This window comes from Paractinoplanes brasiliensis (assembly GCF_004362215.1).
Lineage (GTDB): Bacteria > Actinomycetota > Actinomycetes > Mycobacteriales > Micromonosporaceae > Actinoplanes > Actinoplanes brasiliensis.
The window spans coordinates 6586281-6601764 of the sequence record NZ_SNWR01000001.1 but is presented as its reverse complement, the minus strand read 5'-3'; the positions used below and the strand labels follow the sequence as shown (position 1 = coordinate 6601764).

Genomic DNA, 15484 nt, shown 5'->3' with positions numbered 1-15484 from the left:
GCAGGCCAGGCACCTGCCCGTCGCGCTCGACGTGACGTGCGCGTCGAGGATTGTCTGTGCCCCGGCCAACAGCCGGTCGGCTGAGATCGAGTAGTACATGTTCGCCACTATTGCCCCTCCCGCCCATGACGCAATCAGCGGCTGTTACAGAGCTGATTCGGTGACGGTACGATTCGGAATCCAGGCAAGGAACGGACCTTCAGTACCAGTAGCGAACGCGCTGGAAGGACTTCGATGGCAAAAGGGCGGACAACCCTGACCGGCGGTCAGGGTTCACGCGCATCGGGCCTCATAGCGGGCTCCGTAATGCGCCTTGCCCGGCAATCGGCCGCGTTGACCCAAGAGAAATTCGCGGAGACTTTGCGTGTTGACGTCACGACGGTCCAAGGATGGGAATCCGGGCGCCGACCGCTCTCCGCCGTCGGCGCCGGCGAGCTCCTTCGGATCTGTGGGCGGCTGGTCCGGCTGGGCGCTCCCGCGTCGACCGGCCGACATCTCCGAGAGGCCGTCGAGGCGGACCTGGTGCTGGCCACCGGCGTAGTGGCGGGCGACCGCTGGATCAGCCCGGAGAGCCATCCGCTCGCGGCAAGCGTTCATCGCTGGACGATCACCAATCTGATCCTCTGGCCGATCCTCGGCACCACACCCCGGCACCTGGTCGAGTTTGTGTCCCGAGTTCCTCGCCGGGGTCCGTCACCGAGCCATCCCGGATTGAGCGCCGAGGAACGACGCCGATTCCTCGATCACCTGTTCACCATCGGCGAGCGAGCCCGGCACAGCGACGAGGCATTGCTGCGCCGCCAGGCGGTGTATCTGCTGGGTTTCGACGGTCGGCCCGACACGGTCGCCTGGCTGCGTGATGAGTGGAACCGTGCCGGACGCCGCCAACCCCGCGAAGGCAGCATCACGCAACTACTCGAGGCGCGATCCGCATCGGTTGCCTTGGCAGTCGCCGGCGACGGCACCCACCTGCACGACTTCGTCAGTCACATGACGAGCGAATCCGCGCAGATCGCCAACCTGAATTACTGGGCGTACTGGATCGGCGAACTCAACGACGAACAGACCAGCGATTCCTTCATGTTCAACGCCGACACTCGGGCCTGGAGCGGCGTTCGCCTCTTCGAGCACTTGCTGCAACGTCTCGACCCCAGCTCGTCCCATCTGCCCCTGAATCTGTCGACACTGCACGCATTAGTTGCTTCACGCCCATCTCTGTTGAGCGGCCACCAGGCCAGTCGTGCGGCATTCGTCGAGGTCCTCGATAGGCTCTCTTCGACCGAGGGTCTGTCCCGTACGGGACGTGAACAACTCGCCGGACTGCAGTACACGGCCCGCATCGCCGACAGGTAGGGAGAACTGCACGTGTCCGAGGACGCAGAGGCGCTCGCCGGGTTCGGCTACGAGCTGGGACTGCTCAAGCGCATCCGCCGTTCCGGTTGGTGGCATGTGGGCGTCCGCGATCCGGAGTCGGTTGCCGAGCACACCATGCGCGCCGCCCAGCTGGCCGCGCTCATCGCCGCGGAGGAAGGCGCCGACCCCACGCGAGCCGCTTTCCTGGCGCTCTGGCACGACAGTCAGGAAACCCGTACGGGCGACCTCCCACACACTGCCGCCGTGTACCTGGCCAAGCCCGATCCACGCCAGATCACGGCCGACCAGACAGCACTGCTCCCCGAGCGCTCCCGTGCAGTGGTCCGAACTGCCGTCGACGAGTACGAAGCTCGCGAGACTCTCGAGGCGCGGTGCGCGAAAGACGCCGACAAGCTGGAGATGCTTCTGCAAGCGGTCGAATACCGCGAGACCGGCGTACAGCGAACCGAAGGCTGGATCGACTCAGCAACGAAGGACTTGCACACCGAAACGGCCCGGCGGATCGCCGAGGCCGCCGCCACGCTCTCGCCCCTGTCGTGGCGGGAGCGCTGACGCAGAGAGTTCACGGTCGCCAGAACTCGGAGACGAATGCGCCGTCAGGGTTGAGGAGCACGACGTGGATGCCCGCGAGGCTGCGGCCCGTACGGGTTCGCACGGTGAGGTCCCGATAGCGCGAGTAATCGGGCAGAACCATCAGGCTTTCGCGGCCGAGATGTGAGTCGAGCAGCATCATCGCCTTGAACAGGGCCTGGCTGAACCAGTGGCCCGCCTGCGTCGACGGCTGCGTACGTTTGGCCTCGGCGGCGCGTCTCGGGTCGGCGTAACCGGCGGAAGGCCAGCCCTTGACCTCGGCACCGAGGCGACGCCCGGGCCTCGAGGCGAGGACGTCGACACCGCGGGCCTTGGTTGCGGTGTCAGCGACCGAGTCGATCGACCAGCCGTGATGGCCGAGCAACTCCACGAAGACCGACTGCACGGCACCCTCCCACGGCCACGCCGGCGCAAGAGCGGGTACAGGCGGGAGACCGGTGCTGCGGTGGAGCGGGGCACGCAGGCGATAGGTGGCCCGATCGACTCGTTCGAGCTCCGCGAGGTCGCCGCACATGTGGGAGGCGACGTGCGTACGAATGGTCGTTTCCGCGTACCGGCTGTTGCGTCGCCTCATCTCGGTCAGGATGTCGGTGAGCGTGAAGGTGTCATAGCCGGAGCGGCGCAGGATGTCGCGGATGGCGTCGAGTATTTCTGCGCGGCAGGTGTGCTGCACGTTCAGTCCCAGACCATCTGCCACCACTGCCAGCCGGCCGGGGCGGGTGCCCACGCCGGGTCGGGGCGCCATCCCGGTGGCGGCGTCCAGCCGTCCGGCGGGGCAGGCCATCCGGGCGGTACGACGAAGCGGACGCCGGCCGGGGGCCCGGGGATGGGGCCGTGTTCGTGAGGTTGTTCCGTGCCCGGGATGACGACCGGTGTGGCGGGTGTGCCGAGCCAACTGTCGGGCAGCTCGTGGGCGCGGGCGGCGTACAGCACCACCTCGGCCTTGATGCGGTTGCCCTTCACGATGGCCCGGGCGACGGTGACGATGCCCTGGGCGCTCAGGTGGTGGATGGCGGGCAGCAGGTCACCGCTCATCTTCGGGCTCAGCTGGCCCACCCGTACGCCGTCGAGCCGCACCTCCACAAGGGTTTTGGACGTACGCGCGGTCTGCTCGACGATGTCGTGCAGCGTGACGTGGACCCAGCACTCGCCCTCGGGCCGCAGGTACGGCGTGAGCTCGGCCAGGTGCTTCTCCTCGCCGGTGACCTGGATCGCGCTGCCGCGTGGCAATTCCCGGTGCTCACCGCTCGGCGGCAGATTGGCCGGCACGATCAGATGCGGCTCGGCCAGATCGAGCTGGACCGATCCGCGGAAGGTCGCACGCCGTCCCTCGTATTCGTCCCACTCCTCACCCCAGACGCGGGCGTTGACCTGCGGCGCCCAGCCGCGGGAGGTCAGCTCGGTGAGGATCGGCGAATACCGCGCCGCTTCTTCCCTCGGCAGATAGCCGACGAGTTTCCCCCGGATCCACACACCGACCGCATTACGATCGTGCGGGTTGCCGGGCTCGGGAGTCAGCGTTGCCGGCGCGCTCGTCTCGCAGCCGTGCGGTTTGAAGTCGTTGCCGAAAACGGCGCGGATCGCCGGCCGGTAGTTCGATTCCCCAACGACATCGGCATGCGGGTACCCACGCTGACCCCACAACTCGAAGGCGATAGCCATCAGCGAACCGTAGGACTTCGGAATATGGAAAGCGTGAGACCTTCGGACGGAGCGGGTCACCGTTCACCCGAGAACACTTACCGTCCGGCATCTGCTCGCCTCGCTTCGTGAAGCTTCTTGAGGCGTGGTGCCGCGGTGGGTGTACGCCTGAGCGTCAGCCGCCACGACCCGATGACCTTTCCTGTCCCGTAGGCGGGCCGCCCGCACGATCAAGTCGGCTTCAGTAACCCGCGTTGTCGAGGGCCTTGATGGTCAGGTCGCGGCCGAGAGCTGTCAGTTCGGCGGCTTTGTGGAAGTCCATGATGCCGCTGGCGCTGACCGGGACCGTGATGTGGATGTCGGGTGGAAGGCCGGCCATGCGGTAGCGGGCGATCAAATCCTGCATCGCGTCGAGGGACAGGCCGAGCACGTCGCCGATGCGGAGGTCGTCGGGGACCGGGGAGGCCGGGGTGGCGCGGGCGCTGCGGCTGCCGAACACCTGGCGCAGGCGGGACCACGAGGGAGCGGCGGCGGCCCGTACGGGGCTGGCGGGCTCGTGGGCCGGGCGCGGCGCCTGCAGCGAGACCGCGACTGTCAGGTCGGCGCCCGCGGCGGCGGTGGGCTCGATGGGGACCGGGTTGAGCAGGCCGCCGTCGGCGAGGAGGCGGCCGTTGACGACGACGGGGGTGATCACGCCGGGGATGGCGATGGAGGCGCGGATCGCCGAGCGCAGCTGGCCTTTCTGGAACCAGACCTCGCGGCGGGCGGTGAGGTCGGTGGCGACGGCGGTGTACGGGATCGGCAGGTTCTCGATCTCGACGTCGGTGAGGAAGTTGTTCAGGTGGTTGATCAGCCGGTCGGCCGTCATCGCGCCGGCGCCGGACCAGGTGGGGTCGATCAGGCGCAGCACATCCGGCCGTTTGAGGGCCAGCGCCCATTCGGTGAACGGCTTGAGCCGGCCCGCGGCGAAGACACCGCCGACCAGGGCGCCCATCGACGTGCCGGCCACCGAGCAGATCTCGAAGCCGCGTTCCTCGAGCACCTGGATCACGCCGATGTGCGCATAACCCCGGGCGCCTCCCGACCCCAGCGCCAGCGCGACCCGCTGTGACATGCCCCGATGTTAACGGAGCCGAGCGGCGGCCCGGCCCCGTCAGCGGTCCCGGTCACACGCCGTGGCGCGGGGTCACACCGGCAGGCGCTCGCCGAATCTCAACCCATCGTCATCGACGTCGACTACTGTCTGTTGCCCTGGGCGTAGCTCGTTGAAGAGGATCCGGTCGGCCAGCGCGTCCTCGATCTCGCGCTGAATCGTTCGGCGCAGCGGGCGGGCGCCCATCGCCGGGTCGAATCCTTTGCGGGCCAGATATTCGCGGGCCGCCGATGTCAGTTCGAGCACGATGTCCTTGTTCCGCAGCTGGGCCTGGACGCGGGCCATCATGACGTCGACGATCTGGAGCATTTCCCGCTCCCCTAGCGGCGGGAAGACGATCGTGTCGTCGATGCGGTTGAGGAACTCGGGGCGGAAATGCTGTTTCAGCGCCTCGCGAACCTGCCGGCCCGGCGCCTGTTCGGCCGCGCCGAAACCGAGCGGGATGCCGGAGAACGACCGGGTGCCCAGGTTCGTCGTCATGATGATGACGGTGTTCTTGAAGTCGACGACCCGGCCCTGACCGTCGGTGAGGCGGCCGTCCTCGAGGATCTGCAGCAGCGTGTTGAAGACGTCGGCATGCGCCTTCTCGATCTCGTCGAACAGCACCACCGAGAACGGCTTGCGGCGCACCTTCTCGGTCAGTTGCCCGCCCTCTTCGTAGCCGACGTACCCGGGTGGCGCGCCGACGAGCCGGGACACCGTGGAGTGGTCGTGGAACTCCGACATGTCGAACTGCAGCAAGGCGTCGTCCGAGCCGAACAGGAATTCCGCCAGCGCCCGGGCCAGCGACGTCTTCCCGACTCCCGACGGCCCGGCGAAAATGAACGAGCCGGAGGGCCGCCGGGGATCCTTCAAACCGGCCCGCGTACGCCGGATCGCGCGCGACACCGCGGCCACAGCCTCATCCTGGCCGATGACCCGGCGGTGCAGTTCCTCCTCCATGTGCAGCAGCCGGGTGGTTTCCTCCTCGGTCAGTTTGTGCACCGGAATTCCGGTCCACGTGGCCAGCACCTCGGCGATCTGTTCCTGGTCGACCTCGACCAGCTTCTCGGCCGCGGCCCTTTTCTCGTCGTCGCGGAGCCGTGCGGCCAGCTCGAAGTCCTGCGCGTCGATTGCGGCCTCTTTCGCCCGCCGCAACCGTACGGTCCTGGCGTTGCGTTCCGGCGCGGTCAGTTGCTCGATGCGGGCGCGCGCGCCGGCCTCGTCGATGAGGTCGATCGCCTTGTCGGGCAGGAACCGGTCGGGGACGTAACGGTCGGCCAGGGTCACCGCCGCGGTCAGCGAGGCATCCGTGTACGTGACCCCGTGGTGCGCTTCGTAACTGTCGCGCAGCCCTTTCAGGACCTCGATGGCTTCCGCGTACGTGGGTTCGTCGACCCGCACCGGCTGGAAGCGCCGGGCCAGCGCCGAATCCTTCTCGAAGTACTTACGGTATTCGGTGGTGGTCGTGGCGCCGATCGTCTGCAGCTCGCCCCGGGCCAGCATGGGTTTGAGGATGCTGGCCGCGTCGATCGCGCCCTCGGCCGCGCCGGCGCCCACGATGGTGTGGATCTCGTCGATGAACAGGAGGATGTCGCCGCGGGTCCGGCACTCCTTGACGACCTTCTTGAGCCGTTCCTCGAAGTCGCCGCGATAGCGGGAACCTGCCACCAGCGAGCTCATGTCGAGCGAGTAGACCTGCTTGCCGCGCAGCGTCTCGGGGACGTCGCCGCGGACGATACGCCGGCTGAGGCCGTCGACGACCGCCGTTTTGCCGACTCCCGGCTCGCCCAGCAGGACGGGATTGTTCTTCGTACGGCAGGACAGCACGATCATGAGGCGTTCGATCTCACGGTCGCGGCCGATCACCGGGTCCAGTTTTCCCTCGCGCGCTCGCTGAGTCAGGTTGACTCCGAACTGGTCAAGCAGCGTCGAATTCCCGGGCGCTGTTTCGGGGGCTTTTTCGGGGGCCCCTCGGAGCAAGGTGAGCACGACGTCGCGTACGTCTGCGGGGTTTGCCTTGATCACGCGCATCGCGGCGCCTTCGTCCTCGCGGAGCAGGCCCAGGAGGATGTGTTCGGTGCCGATGTAGTTGTGGCCGAGTTGCAGGGCCTCCCGCAGGGCCAGTTCGAGCACCTTCTTGGCGCGCGGCGTGAACGGAATGTGCATCCCCGGCGCGGCATCACCGGTGTCCAATTGCGCGCGGACGGTTTCCGCGGTCACTCCCACGGCGTGCAAGGCCTGACCGGCGATGCCGTCGCCCTCGCGGAGAAGGCCGAGCAGCAGATGTTCGGTGCCGATGCAGGGGTGATTGAGCGTACGGGCTTCTTCCTGGGCCAGCACGACAACTCGGCGGGCCCGGTCGGTGAATCGTTCGAACACGACACTCACGTCCTCGCGGCGAGGCCCCACGCACCCCACCCGGTCAGACGCATGCGTCATCGGAAAAGGGTGGAATGCGCTGAGTCCAAGCCTCTTGGCGTGAACACGGGACCCGCGTGGGTGGCCCCGCTCCGCTCGTGCAGGCGCGCTGCCCCCTGAACATACAACGGCCGCCCTACGATGGCCTTCAGGGAGGACAGCGATGACCGGAACGAAGCGACGCCACCCCGTGCCCGACCGCGCCCGCCGCCGCGCCATTCGCGCACTCGCCGCCCAGCTAGGAGTGGCCTATTCGGTCGCCGCGCGCCTGCTGGCCAACGAACATCGTCAATTGCTGTTCGCGGAGCGCGAACAACGCGGCTTCCACTCCCGGGTCCGCGACACCCGCGACGCGGTCGATCTGCCACTGGGCCGGGCCGCCCACCTGACGGCCCGTTTCCCCCGTTTGCTCACGCCGGCCGGAGTCCTTTACTCCGGCCCCGGGCGGCAGACCGTCCTGGCCATGCTTTACACGACCGTGCTGCACGAATCCCCGTCCTCGCGGCCGGCCGCCGAGGAACTGTCATGGGTGGCCGAGCTCGGCGAGGAAGCCGCCGTCGACATCACCTGCTCGGCCCTCGATCGAGCGGCCCGCCTCCTGCTCGACGACGATTCCTGGCACTTGTGGACCCGCATCGACGCGGCCCTGACCGCCGGCTCGCACAACCAAGACCGGCGTGTACGCGACGTAGCGATCACGCTCGGCCGGGAACTACGGACCGTGAGCCTGCGGGGTTCACTGCCGGGCGCCCGCCAGACCCTGGACGCCCTGCTCGTCGAACCCTACGAGGGCCACGCCCCCGGCGCCCGCCTCCGCGGCGCCACGGTGATCGGCGTCCGCTGGCAGCAGTCCGGCCCACCAACCGCCTACGAAACACGCACCACCGCACCCAAGGCCGAACCACTGGGCGTTTGATCAGGCGGCCTTGCGGACGGCTTTTTCCAGCTCGGGGCGGGACATCGACGAGCGGCCGGGCACGTCGAGTTTGCGGGCCAGTTTGAGCAGGTCGGCCTTCGACATGCCGGCAACGTCCAGCTTCTTCGATCCCGAGCCGGTCGGCTTCTTCGCGGCCGGGCCGGTCGACTTCTTCGCCGCCGGGCCGGTCGACTTCTTCCTCGAAGCTGACGAGGCCGACGACTTCTTGGCCGTCGAGGTGGACGAGGACGACGTGGCCCGGCGCTGGGAAGCGGCTTCCACGCTCTTGCGGAGGATCTCGAACAGGTCGGACGCCGCGGTCGGCTCCGGGGCCGGGTCGGCTGTTTTGACCTTCTCGCCCTTGGCCTTGGCCTTGACCAGGTCCTTGACGCGGTCGGTGTAGGTGTCGCGGAAGTCGGCCGGCTTCCACGGGCCCGACATCGAGTCGATCAGCTGCTGGGCCATGTGCATCTCGGCCGGCTTGGCCTTGTTGCGGGACGGCAGCGAGTCGACCTGGTCGGCCGGGTCGCGCACCTCGTCGGCGAAGAACATGGTTTGCAGGACGAGCAGTTTGCCTTCGGCGCGGATGGTCGTCAGGTATTCCTTGCCGCGCATGACCAGTGTGCCGACGGCGGCGCGGCCGCTGTCGGCCATCGCGTCGCGCAGCAGCCCGTACACCTTGGCGGTGTCTTCGCTGCCGGGGCCGAGCCAGTACGTCTTCTGGTAGTACAGCGGGTCGATGTCGGCCAGTTCGACGAAACGGTGAATGTCGAGGCTTCGGGAGCGGCCGGGCGCCACCGAGTCGAGTTCTTCCTGGTCGAGCAGCACGTAATCGCCGTCGCCGACGTCGGCGCCCTTGACGATGTTGTCGTAGTCGACCTCTTTGCCCGTACGTTCGTTGATCCGCTTGTACCGGATGCGGTCGGACGTGCCCTTCTCGAACTGGTGGAAGCTGACCTCGTGGTCGTGCGTGGCCGAGTACATGGCCACGGGCACGGACACCAACCCGAAAGTGATCGCTCCGGTCCAGATCGGTCTCGCCATGTACGCACGGTTACCCCTGGTGGCGCGGCGGAAACGCAAAGGTCTGAGAACAAGCTGGCCAACGCCCGGAACCAGAGCGAAGCCCCGCGGATCGGGCGTATTTTCGCAAATGTGACCCCCAGCGCCGTTCAGAGCGCCCGGCGGACGGGAACGCGCCGGTCGCTGGTGGCGCTCGTACTGGTGGCGGTCGTCGGGCTGGCCGGGACGGCCCTGGCAGCCGTCGCGCTGCACAACGCCGAGCAGGACAGGCTGGACCGGGCCGTCGGCCAGCGCACCACCCTGATCTCGCAGGCGATCTCCGCCGAGGTCAGCCGCTACTCGGCCTCGCTGATCGACATGGCCGCGGCCGTCGGCGCGCAGGCGTCCCTCCAAGCGGCCGAGTTCACCGCGATCACGGCCGCGGTCGACCGGCGGAGGTTCCCGGGCGGCACCGGGCTCGCGATGGTGGTGCCCACCTCCGAGCCCGCCGCCCTGCAGGCATATTGGCGGCGGCACGGCGCCGACGGGCTGACCCTGCGCCCATGGGGTCCCGGACCGCACCGGTTCGCGGTTCTCGACAAGACCCTGGACGAAACCGGGTCGGCCGCGGGGCTTGACCTGACCGCCTCGGCCGAGGCCGTCGAGGCGATGGACTCTGCCGAAGCCGGTCACCGGGTGACCGTCAGCCGCACGTACCGGCTGCTGAAAGACCGCAGTCTGCCGCACGAACGCCGCCAGCCGTCGTTCGTGTTCGTGGCCCCGATCTACGCGACGTCACCGGCGGCCGGGGACACCGGCCGGTTCCGAGGCTGGTTGGTGCTCGGGGTGCGCGGCGGAGACTTCCTGAGTGAGATCGTGACCGAGCCGGCCGGTGACCGGGTGGCCGTCACGCTCCTCGACGACGGAACCGGCGTCGCCGTGCCGCTGGCCACGTGGCAGACCGGCACCCCACTGAACCGGGACGTTCCGCCTCGTGAGGTCCCCGTCCGCGTGGCGCAGCGATCCTGGAAGTTGCGGGTGGAGGCCACCGACCGCCTGCTCGTCGGCAGTGAGCAGGGCCTCGACGAGGCGGCCTGGCTGATCGGGCTCGTGCTGACGGCGCTGCTGGTCGCGCTGACCGGCAGCATCGTGACGTCGCGTAACCGGGCGCTACGCCAGGTCGACGAGGCCACGGCCGCGCTGCGCACCGACATCGCCCGCCGTGAAGAGGTCGAGCACCTGCTGCGGCAGCGCGAGAAGGAGCTGGTCGGGTTCGCCGGAGTGGTCGCGCACGACCTGCGCAGCCCGCTCGCGCGGATCATGGGTTACGCCGACTTCCTGCAGGAGGAGGCGTACGACCGGCTCGACGACATGCAGCGTGACTTCCTGTCCCGGCTGCGCAAGGGCGCCGACCACATGCGGGTGCTGATCGACGACCTGCTCGACTACGCCACCGCCGAGAACCGCTCGATGGCGCACGTGCCGGTCGACCTGCACCGGCTGGCCGAGGAGATCACCCGCGAGCGAGCCTGCGACCGGCCGTGCGAGGTCGTGGTCGGCGATCTGCCCACGGTCTACGGCGATCCGACGCTGCTGCGGCAGGTGCTCGACAACCTGATCGGCAACGCGCTCAAGTACACGCCGCCCGACCGCGAACCGCACGTGCTGATCGACAGTCACCTGGTGTCCGACGGGCGGTGGCGCTGCGAGGTGAGCGACAACGGCATCGGCATTCCGGAGCGTGACCGGGCGTCGGTGTTCGACGCGTTCACCCGGGTCGGCGGGAGCGAGAACTTCCCGGGCACGGGGCTGGGGCTGGCCATCGTGCACCGCATCATCGAACGGCATCACGGCCGCGTCGGCGTCGACCCCAACCCCGGCGGCGGCAGCATCTTCTGGTTCACCGTCCCGGCAGGAGAGCACAAGAGAAAGTCAGAAAGTCAAAAGCAGATGTCGTAGCGGGGTGGGGGAAGCCGTCACTCCTGCAATTAAAGATCAACTTCGAGATGTCGTAGCGGGGTGGGGGTTACAGACCGTCGCTCCCGCCGAGGGCCCGGGCGGGCTTCGCTGGCCGCTGGCGCGTCCAGAACGCGAAACCCACCCGGGCGACGTGCGTAAGTGGTTACGCCCGAAAACCCTGGTCAGCTGAGCGTGCAGGTGATCGGGGCCGGGGTTGCGGCGGGGCCGCTGCCGACGAAACCGAACGTGGCGCTCGCGCCTGCGGCCAGGGCGCCGTTGTGGTCGGCGTTGCGGACGGTGACGGCCGGGGTTGTCAGCACGCCGTTCCAGAGGGAGGCGACGGTGGTGCCGCTCGGGTAGGTCCAGTTCACGGTCCAGCGCGTGCCTGCGGAGGCGCCGGTGTTGCGTACCGTGACCTCAGCCTGGAAACCGCCGCTCCACGAGGTCGTCGTCTTGTAGACAGCCTCGCAGCCGCCGTTGCCGCCCGGGTCGGTGTTGTCGGCCGTGGTCGTGACCGAGCGCGCCGGTGAGGCGGACGAGACGTTACCGGCCGCATCGCGGGCGCGGACACTGAACGTGTACGCCGTCGACGGGGTCAGGCCCGTGACCGCGTACGAGGTGCCCGAGACGGTGGCGATCACGGTGCTGCCGCGCAGGACGTCGTACGAGGTCACACCCACGTTGTCGGTCGCCGCGGCCCACGTCAGCGTCACGCCCGTACCGGAAACGCCGGTTGCCGCCGGTTGGCCGGGAGCGCTCGGCGCGGTGGTGTCGCCCCCGTTGCCGCCGCCGTTGTAACGCTGGCCCAGACTGATGCCGGTGGTGCTGCCCGATCCGCCCAGCGGAACCTCGTGGTCGAGGCTCACGAACTTGCTGCTGTGCTGCCACAGGGCCGGCTTGAGCAGGGCGTACTTCTGCTCGTCCCAGGTCTTCCAGTCGTCGAGCAGCAGGCCGCCGGTGTCGCCCGAGTTCGGGTTGAGCACCCAGAACGTCTGGTGCAGTTTGTGCTCGACGATCAGGTCACGCAGCGCGGTCATCCACTTGTCCTGCCGCGCGTCCTGCCCGAGCCGGCCGCCCCACTCGCCGATCAGCAGCGGCGCGGTGCCGTTCTCGTGGATGTAGAACCAGTTCGGCCGCCAGACGTCGTCGGTCAGCGTGGTCTTGTCGAAAGGCTTGTCGAACCACGGCTGGTTGAAGACGAGAGGTCCGTAGTCGTGCGGACTGTAGACGAGTTGGTCCTGGTTCGCGCCCAGGTTGATCGGGTGGTCCTTGACGCCGCGCAGGTTGCCGCCCCACCAGTTGTAGTAGTAGTTCGGGGACAGGTCGGGGTTGGTGTTCGGGGAGCTCCAGGTCTTGCCCTCACGCGGGTAGACCTCTTGGCCCTCGACCAGGATGAGCACCTCGGGGTGGATGGCGAGGATGCGCCGCGCGGCCGTTTCGGCGGTGTGCTTCCAGTTGTCGACGTCGGTCGAGTTGTCCCACTTCGCCCGGGTGGGGTCGTTGGGCGTACCGTGGGGCTCGTTCTTGAGGTCGAACGCGACCAGCGTGTCGTTGTTCTTCCAGCGCGTCGCCGCCCACTCCCACGCCTGGTAGTACAGCTCCGGCGTGACCGTGCCCTTGTACCAGACCGGGTGGATGTGCCCGGAGTTGTCGGCCTCGGCCGAGTGCACATCGAGCATGACCTTGATCCCGTACGTCTCGCACAGGCTCATCCAGTACTCGAAGATCTGCAGGCTGTTCTTGCCCTCGAGCTCCGGGTTCGCGTACGTGTTGACGTTGGGCGCGGTGGCCTGCCCGGCCTTCCATTCCAGCAGCAGCTGGGTCGAGATCGGCACCCGCACGATGTTGATGCCGCGGTCGGCCATCGACTTGGTGACCTGCGTGATGTTCGCCGACCAGAGCCCGTGGAAGACCCGTTCCGTAGCGTTGAAGCCGAACCAGTTCACGCCGGTGAGCCACACCGGATTGCCCGCGGCGTCGACGATCTGATTGCCTTCGACATGCAGCCAGTCAGTGCCGGCCGCCGCCGCTGCTTGTTGTTGCACGTTGACAGCTGTGCCGGTTTTCTCCGCACCGGTTTTCTCCGCTGCCCCGGCCGCACCGGGTAACGCCAGCGTGAGCCCGACGGCCACGGCCAGGCACTTGCTTGCTCTCTTGAGAAACACATGTACTCCCGAATCGAGGACGGGGATCGGGCTAGCTGGGATCTAGTCTCTGGGAGCGCTCCCATTGACAGTATTTGATGTGCTCGCCGCCAGAAATGCAAGACCTGCCGAAATTCCTGCACAACCGGGGCCGCTTGCCTCCGACGCCCCTCGGCCACTCACCTCAACCGCTTCCAGCTCACCTCAGCCCTCGGCGTGCCCGGACTCTCTTGCAGGCCCACCTCCCGCCACAAGCACCACCCCGGAGACCACTCCAGAAACAACCCCAGCCCTCGACTCGCCCGAACCCCCAACCGCCGAACCCGCCCCCGCCGCAGCCCTCAACCGGCGACCGCTCTGAAGCTTTCGGGCCCACCGCTCACCCGAACCCACTACCGCCAGTTCGCTCCCCCACCACAAGCCCCCTACCCGGCGACCGCCCCGAAGGCCCCTGCCCTCAGCTCACTCGAACCCTCGACGGCGACCGCCCCCAGAAAGCCGCCTTCCCGCCGCCAGTCCTAGACCGCCAAGCCCGCCTGCCCGAACTCGCGACCCGGGTGCACCCCCGCCACAGGCACCACGCCGGAGACCGTTCCCGAAGCAACTCCAACCCACCACCCACCCGAACCCCAACCACCGACCCCGCCCGCCACAAACCCCTGCCTGGCGACCGCCCCGAAGTCCCGGGCCCTCGACGGCGACCGCCCCCAGGGCTGCCCTCCCACCCCGAGCTCTCTCCCGCCATGGCCCGCCACAATCCAAGACCCCAACAACCGCGCCCGAAGTTCGCGGCCCCCGACTGCCGAACCCCCTCCCCAGCCGAACTCCGACCCGGCGGCCTGTTCGCGAACAAGGCAGGCTCTGGCATGGCAATCGGCTTCGTCCACCCCGACGACACCCTCTTACTCCGGCCAGCAGAAGGCGTCGACCTGCGGAAATGCCCGCCGCCGCGATCTGGAGGGCGGCGCTCGCCGGTCGCAAGCAATCGACAAACCTCACTCGGCGTCGTATGGTGCGAGGTCGATGGGAGCGCTCCCAGCTCCTGAGCCGTCCTCTCCCCCAGGAAGGTCAGATCCCCAATGCGCCGCAAGCCCCCGTACGCCGCCCGCGCAGCGACCGCCCTCCTCGCCGGCGGCCTGCTGCTGACCGCCTCCGCCTGCGGCACCGCCATGAACGGCTCCCCCACCGCGGCGCCCAACGTCTCCGGCGCCCCGGTTCCCACCGCCGCCGCCGCGGTCAAGTCCACCTGCGAGGCACTGGGTCAGGTGTACGGCAAGAACATGGCCCCCTTCGCCGAGGCCCTGACCAAATTCGTCGCCGACCGCAAGACCGTCGCGGCCGCGCAGCAGTCCCTGGCCGCGTTCGCCACCGCCGTCCAGGAAGCGACCGCCACCAGCGAGGACGCCGACCTCAAGGCAGCCGGCAAGCAGGCCGCCACCACGATGCACGCCAAGTCGACCGACACCAAGTTCTTCAACACCATCAAGACCACGAAGGACGTGGACAAGACCCTGGGCACCACCATGAGCCAGTGGCTGTCCCCGGTGTCTCGCCACTGCAACTGACCACCCCGGCGCAACCCCCACCAGGCATCCCCCCGGCAACGCGAACACGCGCTTCGGCCCGATGTCCAGCCGGGTCGCGGGCAGCAGCCACCGGAGTCCCGCCGGGACCGCGGGCAGCAGCCACCGGACTCCCGCCGGGACCGCGGGCAGCAGCCACCGGACTCTCGCCGGGACCGCGGGCAGCAGCCGCCGGAGGCTGAGTTCGGGACGGGTGCGGTTGGGCACGGCTACGAGACGTGCGTCCGGGGTTGACCCGGTTGACGGCGAAGGGGCAAGTCGGGCACGCCGAGCGGCGCGTTGGTCAGGGAATTCTCGCCGACGTCCGGAGTCGTGGCTGAGCAGCGACCTTTCGCCGTCAGGGGGCGAACAGGCTGGGCAGGCCGGCACCGGCGGATTGGCGGGCCGCGGTGAGCCGGTCCGCTGCCGCGCGCTTCTCCTCGGCCAGGACCTCGGCGGCCACGCCGGCCACGTAGGCCTGCTGTCGCGCCCGCGCCGCCTCGGCTGACGCGCTTTCGTACAGTTGGCGAGCACTCCGCACCGCGTTCTCGCGCGCATCGATGCCAGCGGGAACCTGTTGCCAGATGGCGTCGAGCTGGGCGGCGGTGAGGTCACCGCGCCGGTAGGCCTCCAGGGCGGCGCGCTCCACCAGACGCCGCGGCTCGTCGCCGTCGGGGGCGAGGGCCGTACCGGGCCTCCCGATAGCGGCATTCGGCCTGGTCACGTGCCTGTTCCGCCGAGT

The 15484-nt window shown here is 68.6% G+C and carries 11 protein-coding genes and 1 pseudogene; 5 read left to right on the top strand and 7 right to left on the bottom strand.

Going from position 1 to position 15484, the window contains the following annotated elements; translation table 11 throughout:
• The first annotated feature begins 234 nt into the window (after positions 1-234).
• Entirely contained in the window at positions 235-1353 is a 1119-nt protein-coding gene (locus C8E87_RS29610) for a helix-turn-helix domain-containing protein (RefSeq protein WP_133876117.1), read from the top strand.
• A gap of 12 nt (positions 1354-1365) precedes the next feature.
• The gene (locus C8E87_RS29605) at positions 1366-1926 is read left to right on the top strand and encodes an HD domain-containing protein (protein ID WP_133876116.1); all 561 of its coding nucleotides are present in this window, start codon (positions 1366-1368) and stop codon (positions 1924-1926) included.
• A gap of 10 nt (positions 1927-1936) precedes the next feature.
• Here the strand turns inward: C8E87_RS29605 and C8E87_RS29600 are convergent, their stop codons facing one another.
• From C8E87_RS29600 to C8E87_RS29585, 4 genes and pseudogenes are all read right to left on the bottom strand, one after another.
• Positions 1937-2638, bottom strand: a complete 702-nt coding sequence (locus tag C8E87_RS29600; RefSeq protein WP_133876115.1) for a hypothetical protein — start codon at positions 2636-2638, stop codon at positions 1937-1939.
• Between the two features lie 2 nt (positions 2639-2640).
• A complete protein-coding gene (locus C8E87_RS29595; protein ID WP_133876114.1) occupies positions 2641-3627 on the bottom strand; it encodes an HIRAN domain-containing protein in 987 nt (328 codons plus the stop codon).
• Positions 3628-3847: 220 nt separating this feature from the next.
• Positions 3848-4720 (bottom strand): patatin-like phospholipase family protein, encoded by an 873-nt coding sequence (locus C8E87_RS29590; RefSeq protein WP_133876113.1) that lies wholly within the window; start codon positions 4718-4720, stop codon positions 3848-3850.
• 105 nt (positions 4721-4825) lie between these two features.
• Positions 4826-7120 (bottom strand): annotated as a pseudogene (locus C8E87_RS29585) (ATP-dependent Clp protease ATP-binding subunit); the annotation flags it as partial.
• A 202-nt stretch (positions 7121-7322) separates the two neighbouring features.
• Between C8E87_RS29585 and C8E87_RS29580 the strand changes: the two are divergent.
• Positions 7323-8075, top strand: a complete 753-nt coding sequence (locus tag C8E87_RS29580; RefSeq protein WP_133876112.1) for a hypothetical protein — start codon at positions 7323-7325, stop codon at positions 8073-8075.
• Here the strand turns inward: C8E87_RS29580 and ku are convergent, their stop codons facing one another.
• On the bottom strand, positions 8076-9119 hold the full coding sequence (ku, locus tag C8E87_RS29575; protein ID WP_133876111.1) for a non-homologous end joining protein Ku: 1044 nt from the start codon (positions 9117-9119) through the stop codon (positions 8076-8078).
• A 111-nt stretch (positions 9120-9230) separates the two neighbouring features.
• Between ku and C8E87_RS29570 the strand changes: the two genes are divergently transcribed.
• Complete coding sequence (locus tag C8E87_RS29570; protein ID WP_133876110.1) at positions 9231-11036, top strand: sensor histidine kinase; 1806 nt, start codon at positions 9231-9233, stop codon at positions 11034-11036.
• Positions 11037-11218: 182 nt separating this feature from the next.
• Here C8E87_RS29570 and C8E87_RS29565 read toward each other — a convergent pair whose 3' ends face one another.
• Positions 11219-13201 carry a cellulase family glycosylhydrolase gene (locus C8E87_RS29565; protein WP_239080592.1) on the bottom strand — a complete coding sequence of 661 codons (1983 nt, stop codon included), beginning with the start codon at positions 13199-13201 and terminating at the stop codon, positions 11219-11221.
• 1058 nt (positions 13202-14259) lie between these two features.
• On the opposite strand from C8E87_RS29565, the gene C8E87_RS29560 reads away from it, so the two are divergent.
• On the top strand, positions 14260-14745 hold the full coding sequence (locus C8E87_RS29560) for a hypothetical protein (protein ID WP_133876109.1): 486 nt from the start codon (positions 14260-14262) through the stop codon (positions 14743-14745).
• Between the two features lie 355 nt (positions 14746-15100).
• On the opposite strand, the gene C8E87_RS29555 is transcribed toward C8E87_RS29560, so the two are convergent.
• The gene (locus tag C8E87_RS29555) at positions 15101-15466 is read right to left on the bottom strand and encodes a hypothetical protein (protein ID WP_133876108.1); all 366 of its coding nucleotides are present in this window, start codon (positions 15464-15466) and stop codon (positions 15101-15103) included.
• Between the last annotated feature and the right edge of the window lie 18 nt (positions 15467-15484).

Excerpts from the sequence above, each read along its gene's own strand:
- C8E87_RS29610 (WP_133876117.1), top strand. The coding sequence starts at position 235 with ATGGCAAAAGGGCGGACAACCCTGACCGGCGGTCAGGGTTCACGCGCA.
- C8E87_RS29580 (WP_133876112.1), top strand. The coding sequence starts at position 7,323 with ATGACCGGAACGAAGCGACGCCACCCCGTGCCCGACCGCGCCCGCCGC.
- C8E87_RS29590 (WP_133876113.1), bottom strand. The coding sequence starts at position 4,720 with ATGTCACAGCGGGTCGCGCTGGCGCTGGGGTCGGGAGGCGCCCGGGGT.
- C8E87_RS29595 (WP_133876114.1), bottom strand. The coding sequence starts at position 3,627 with ATGGCTATCGCCTTCGAGTTGTGGGGTCAGCGTGGGTACCCGCATGCC.
- ku (WP_133876111.1), bottom strand. The coding sequence starts at position 9,119 with ATGGCGAGACCGATCTGGACCGGAGCGATCACTTTCGGGTTGGTGTCC.
- C8E87_RS29560 (WP_133876109.1), top strand. The coding sequence starts at position 14,260 with ATGCGCCGCAAGCCCCCGTACGCCGCCCGCGCAGCGACCGCCCTCCTC.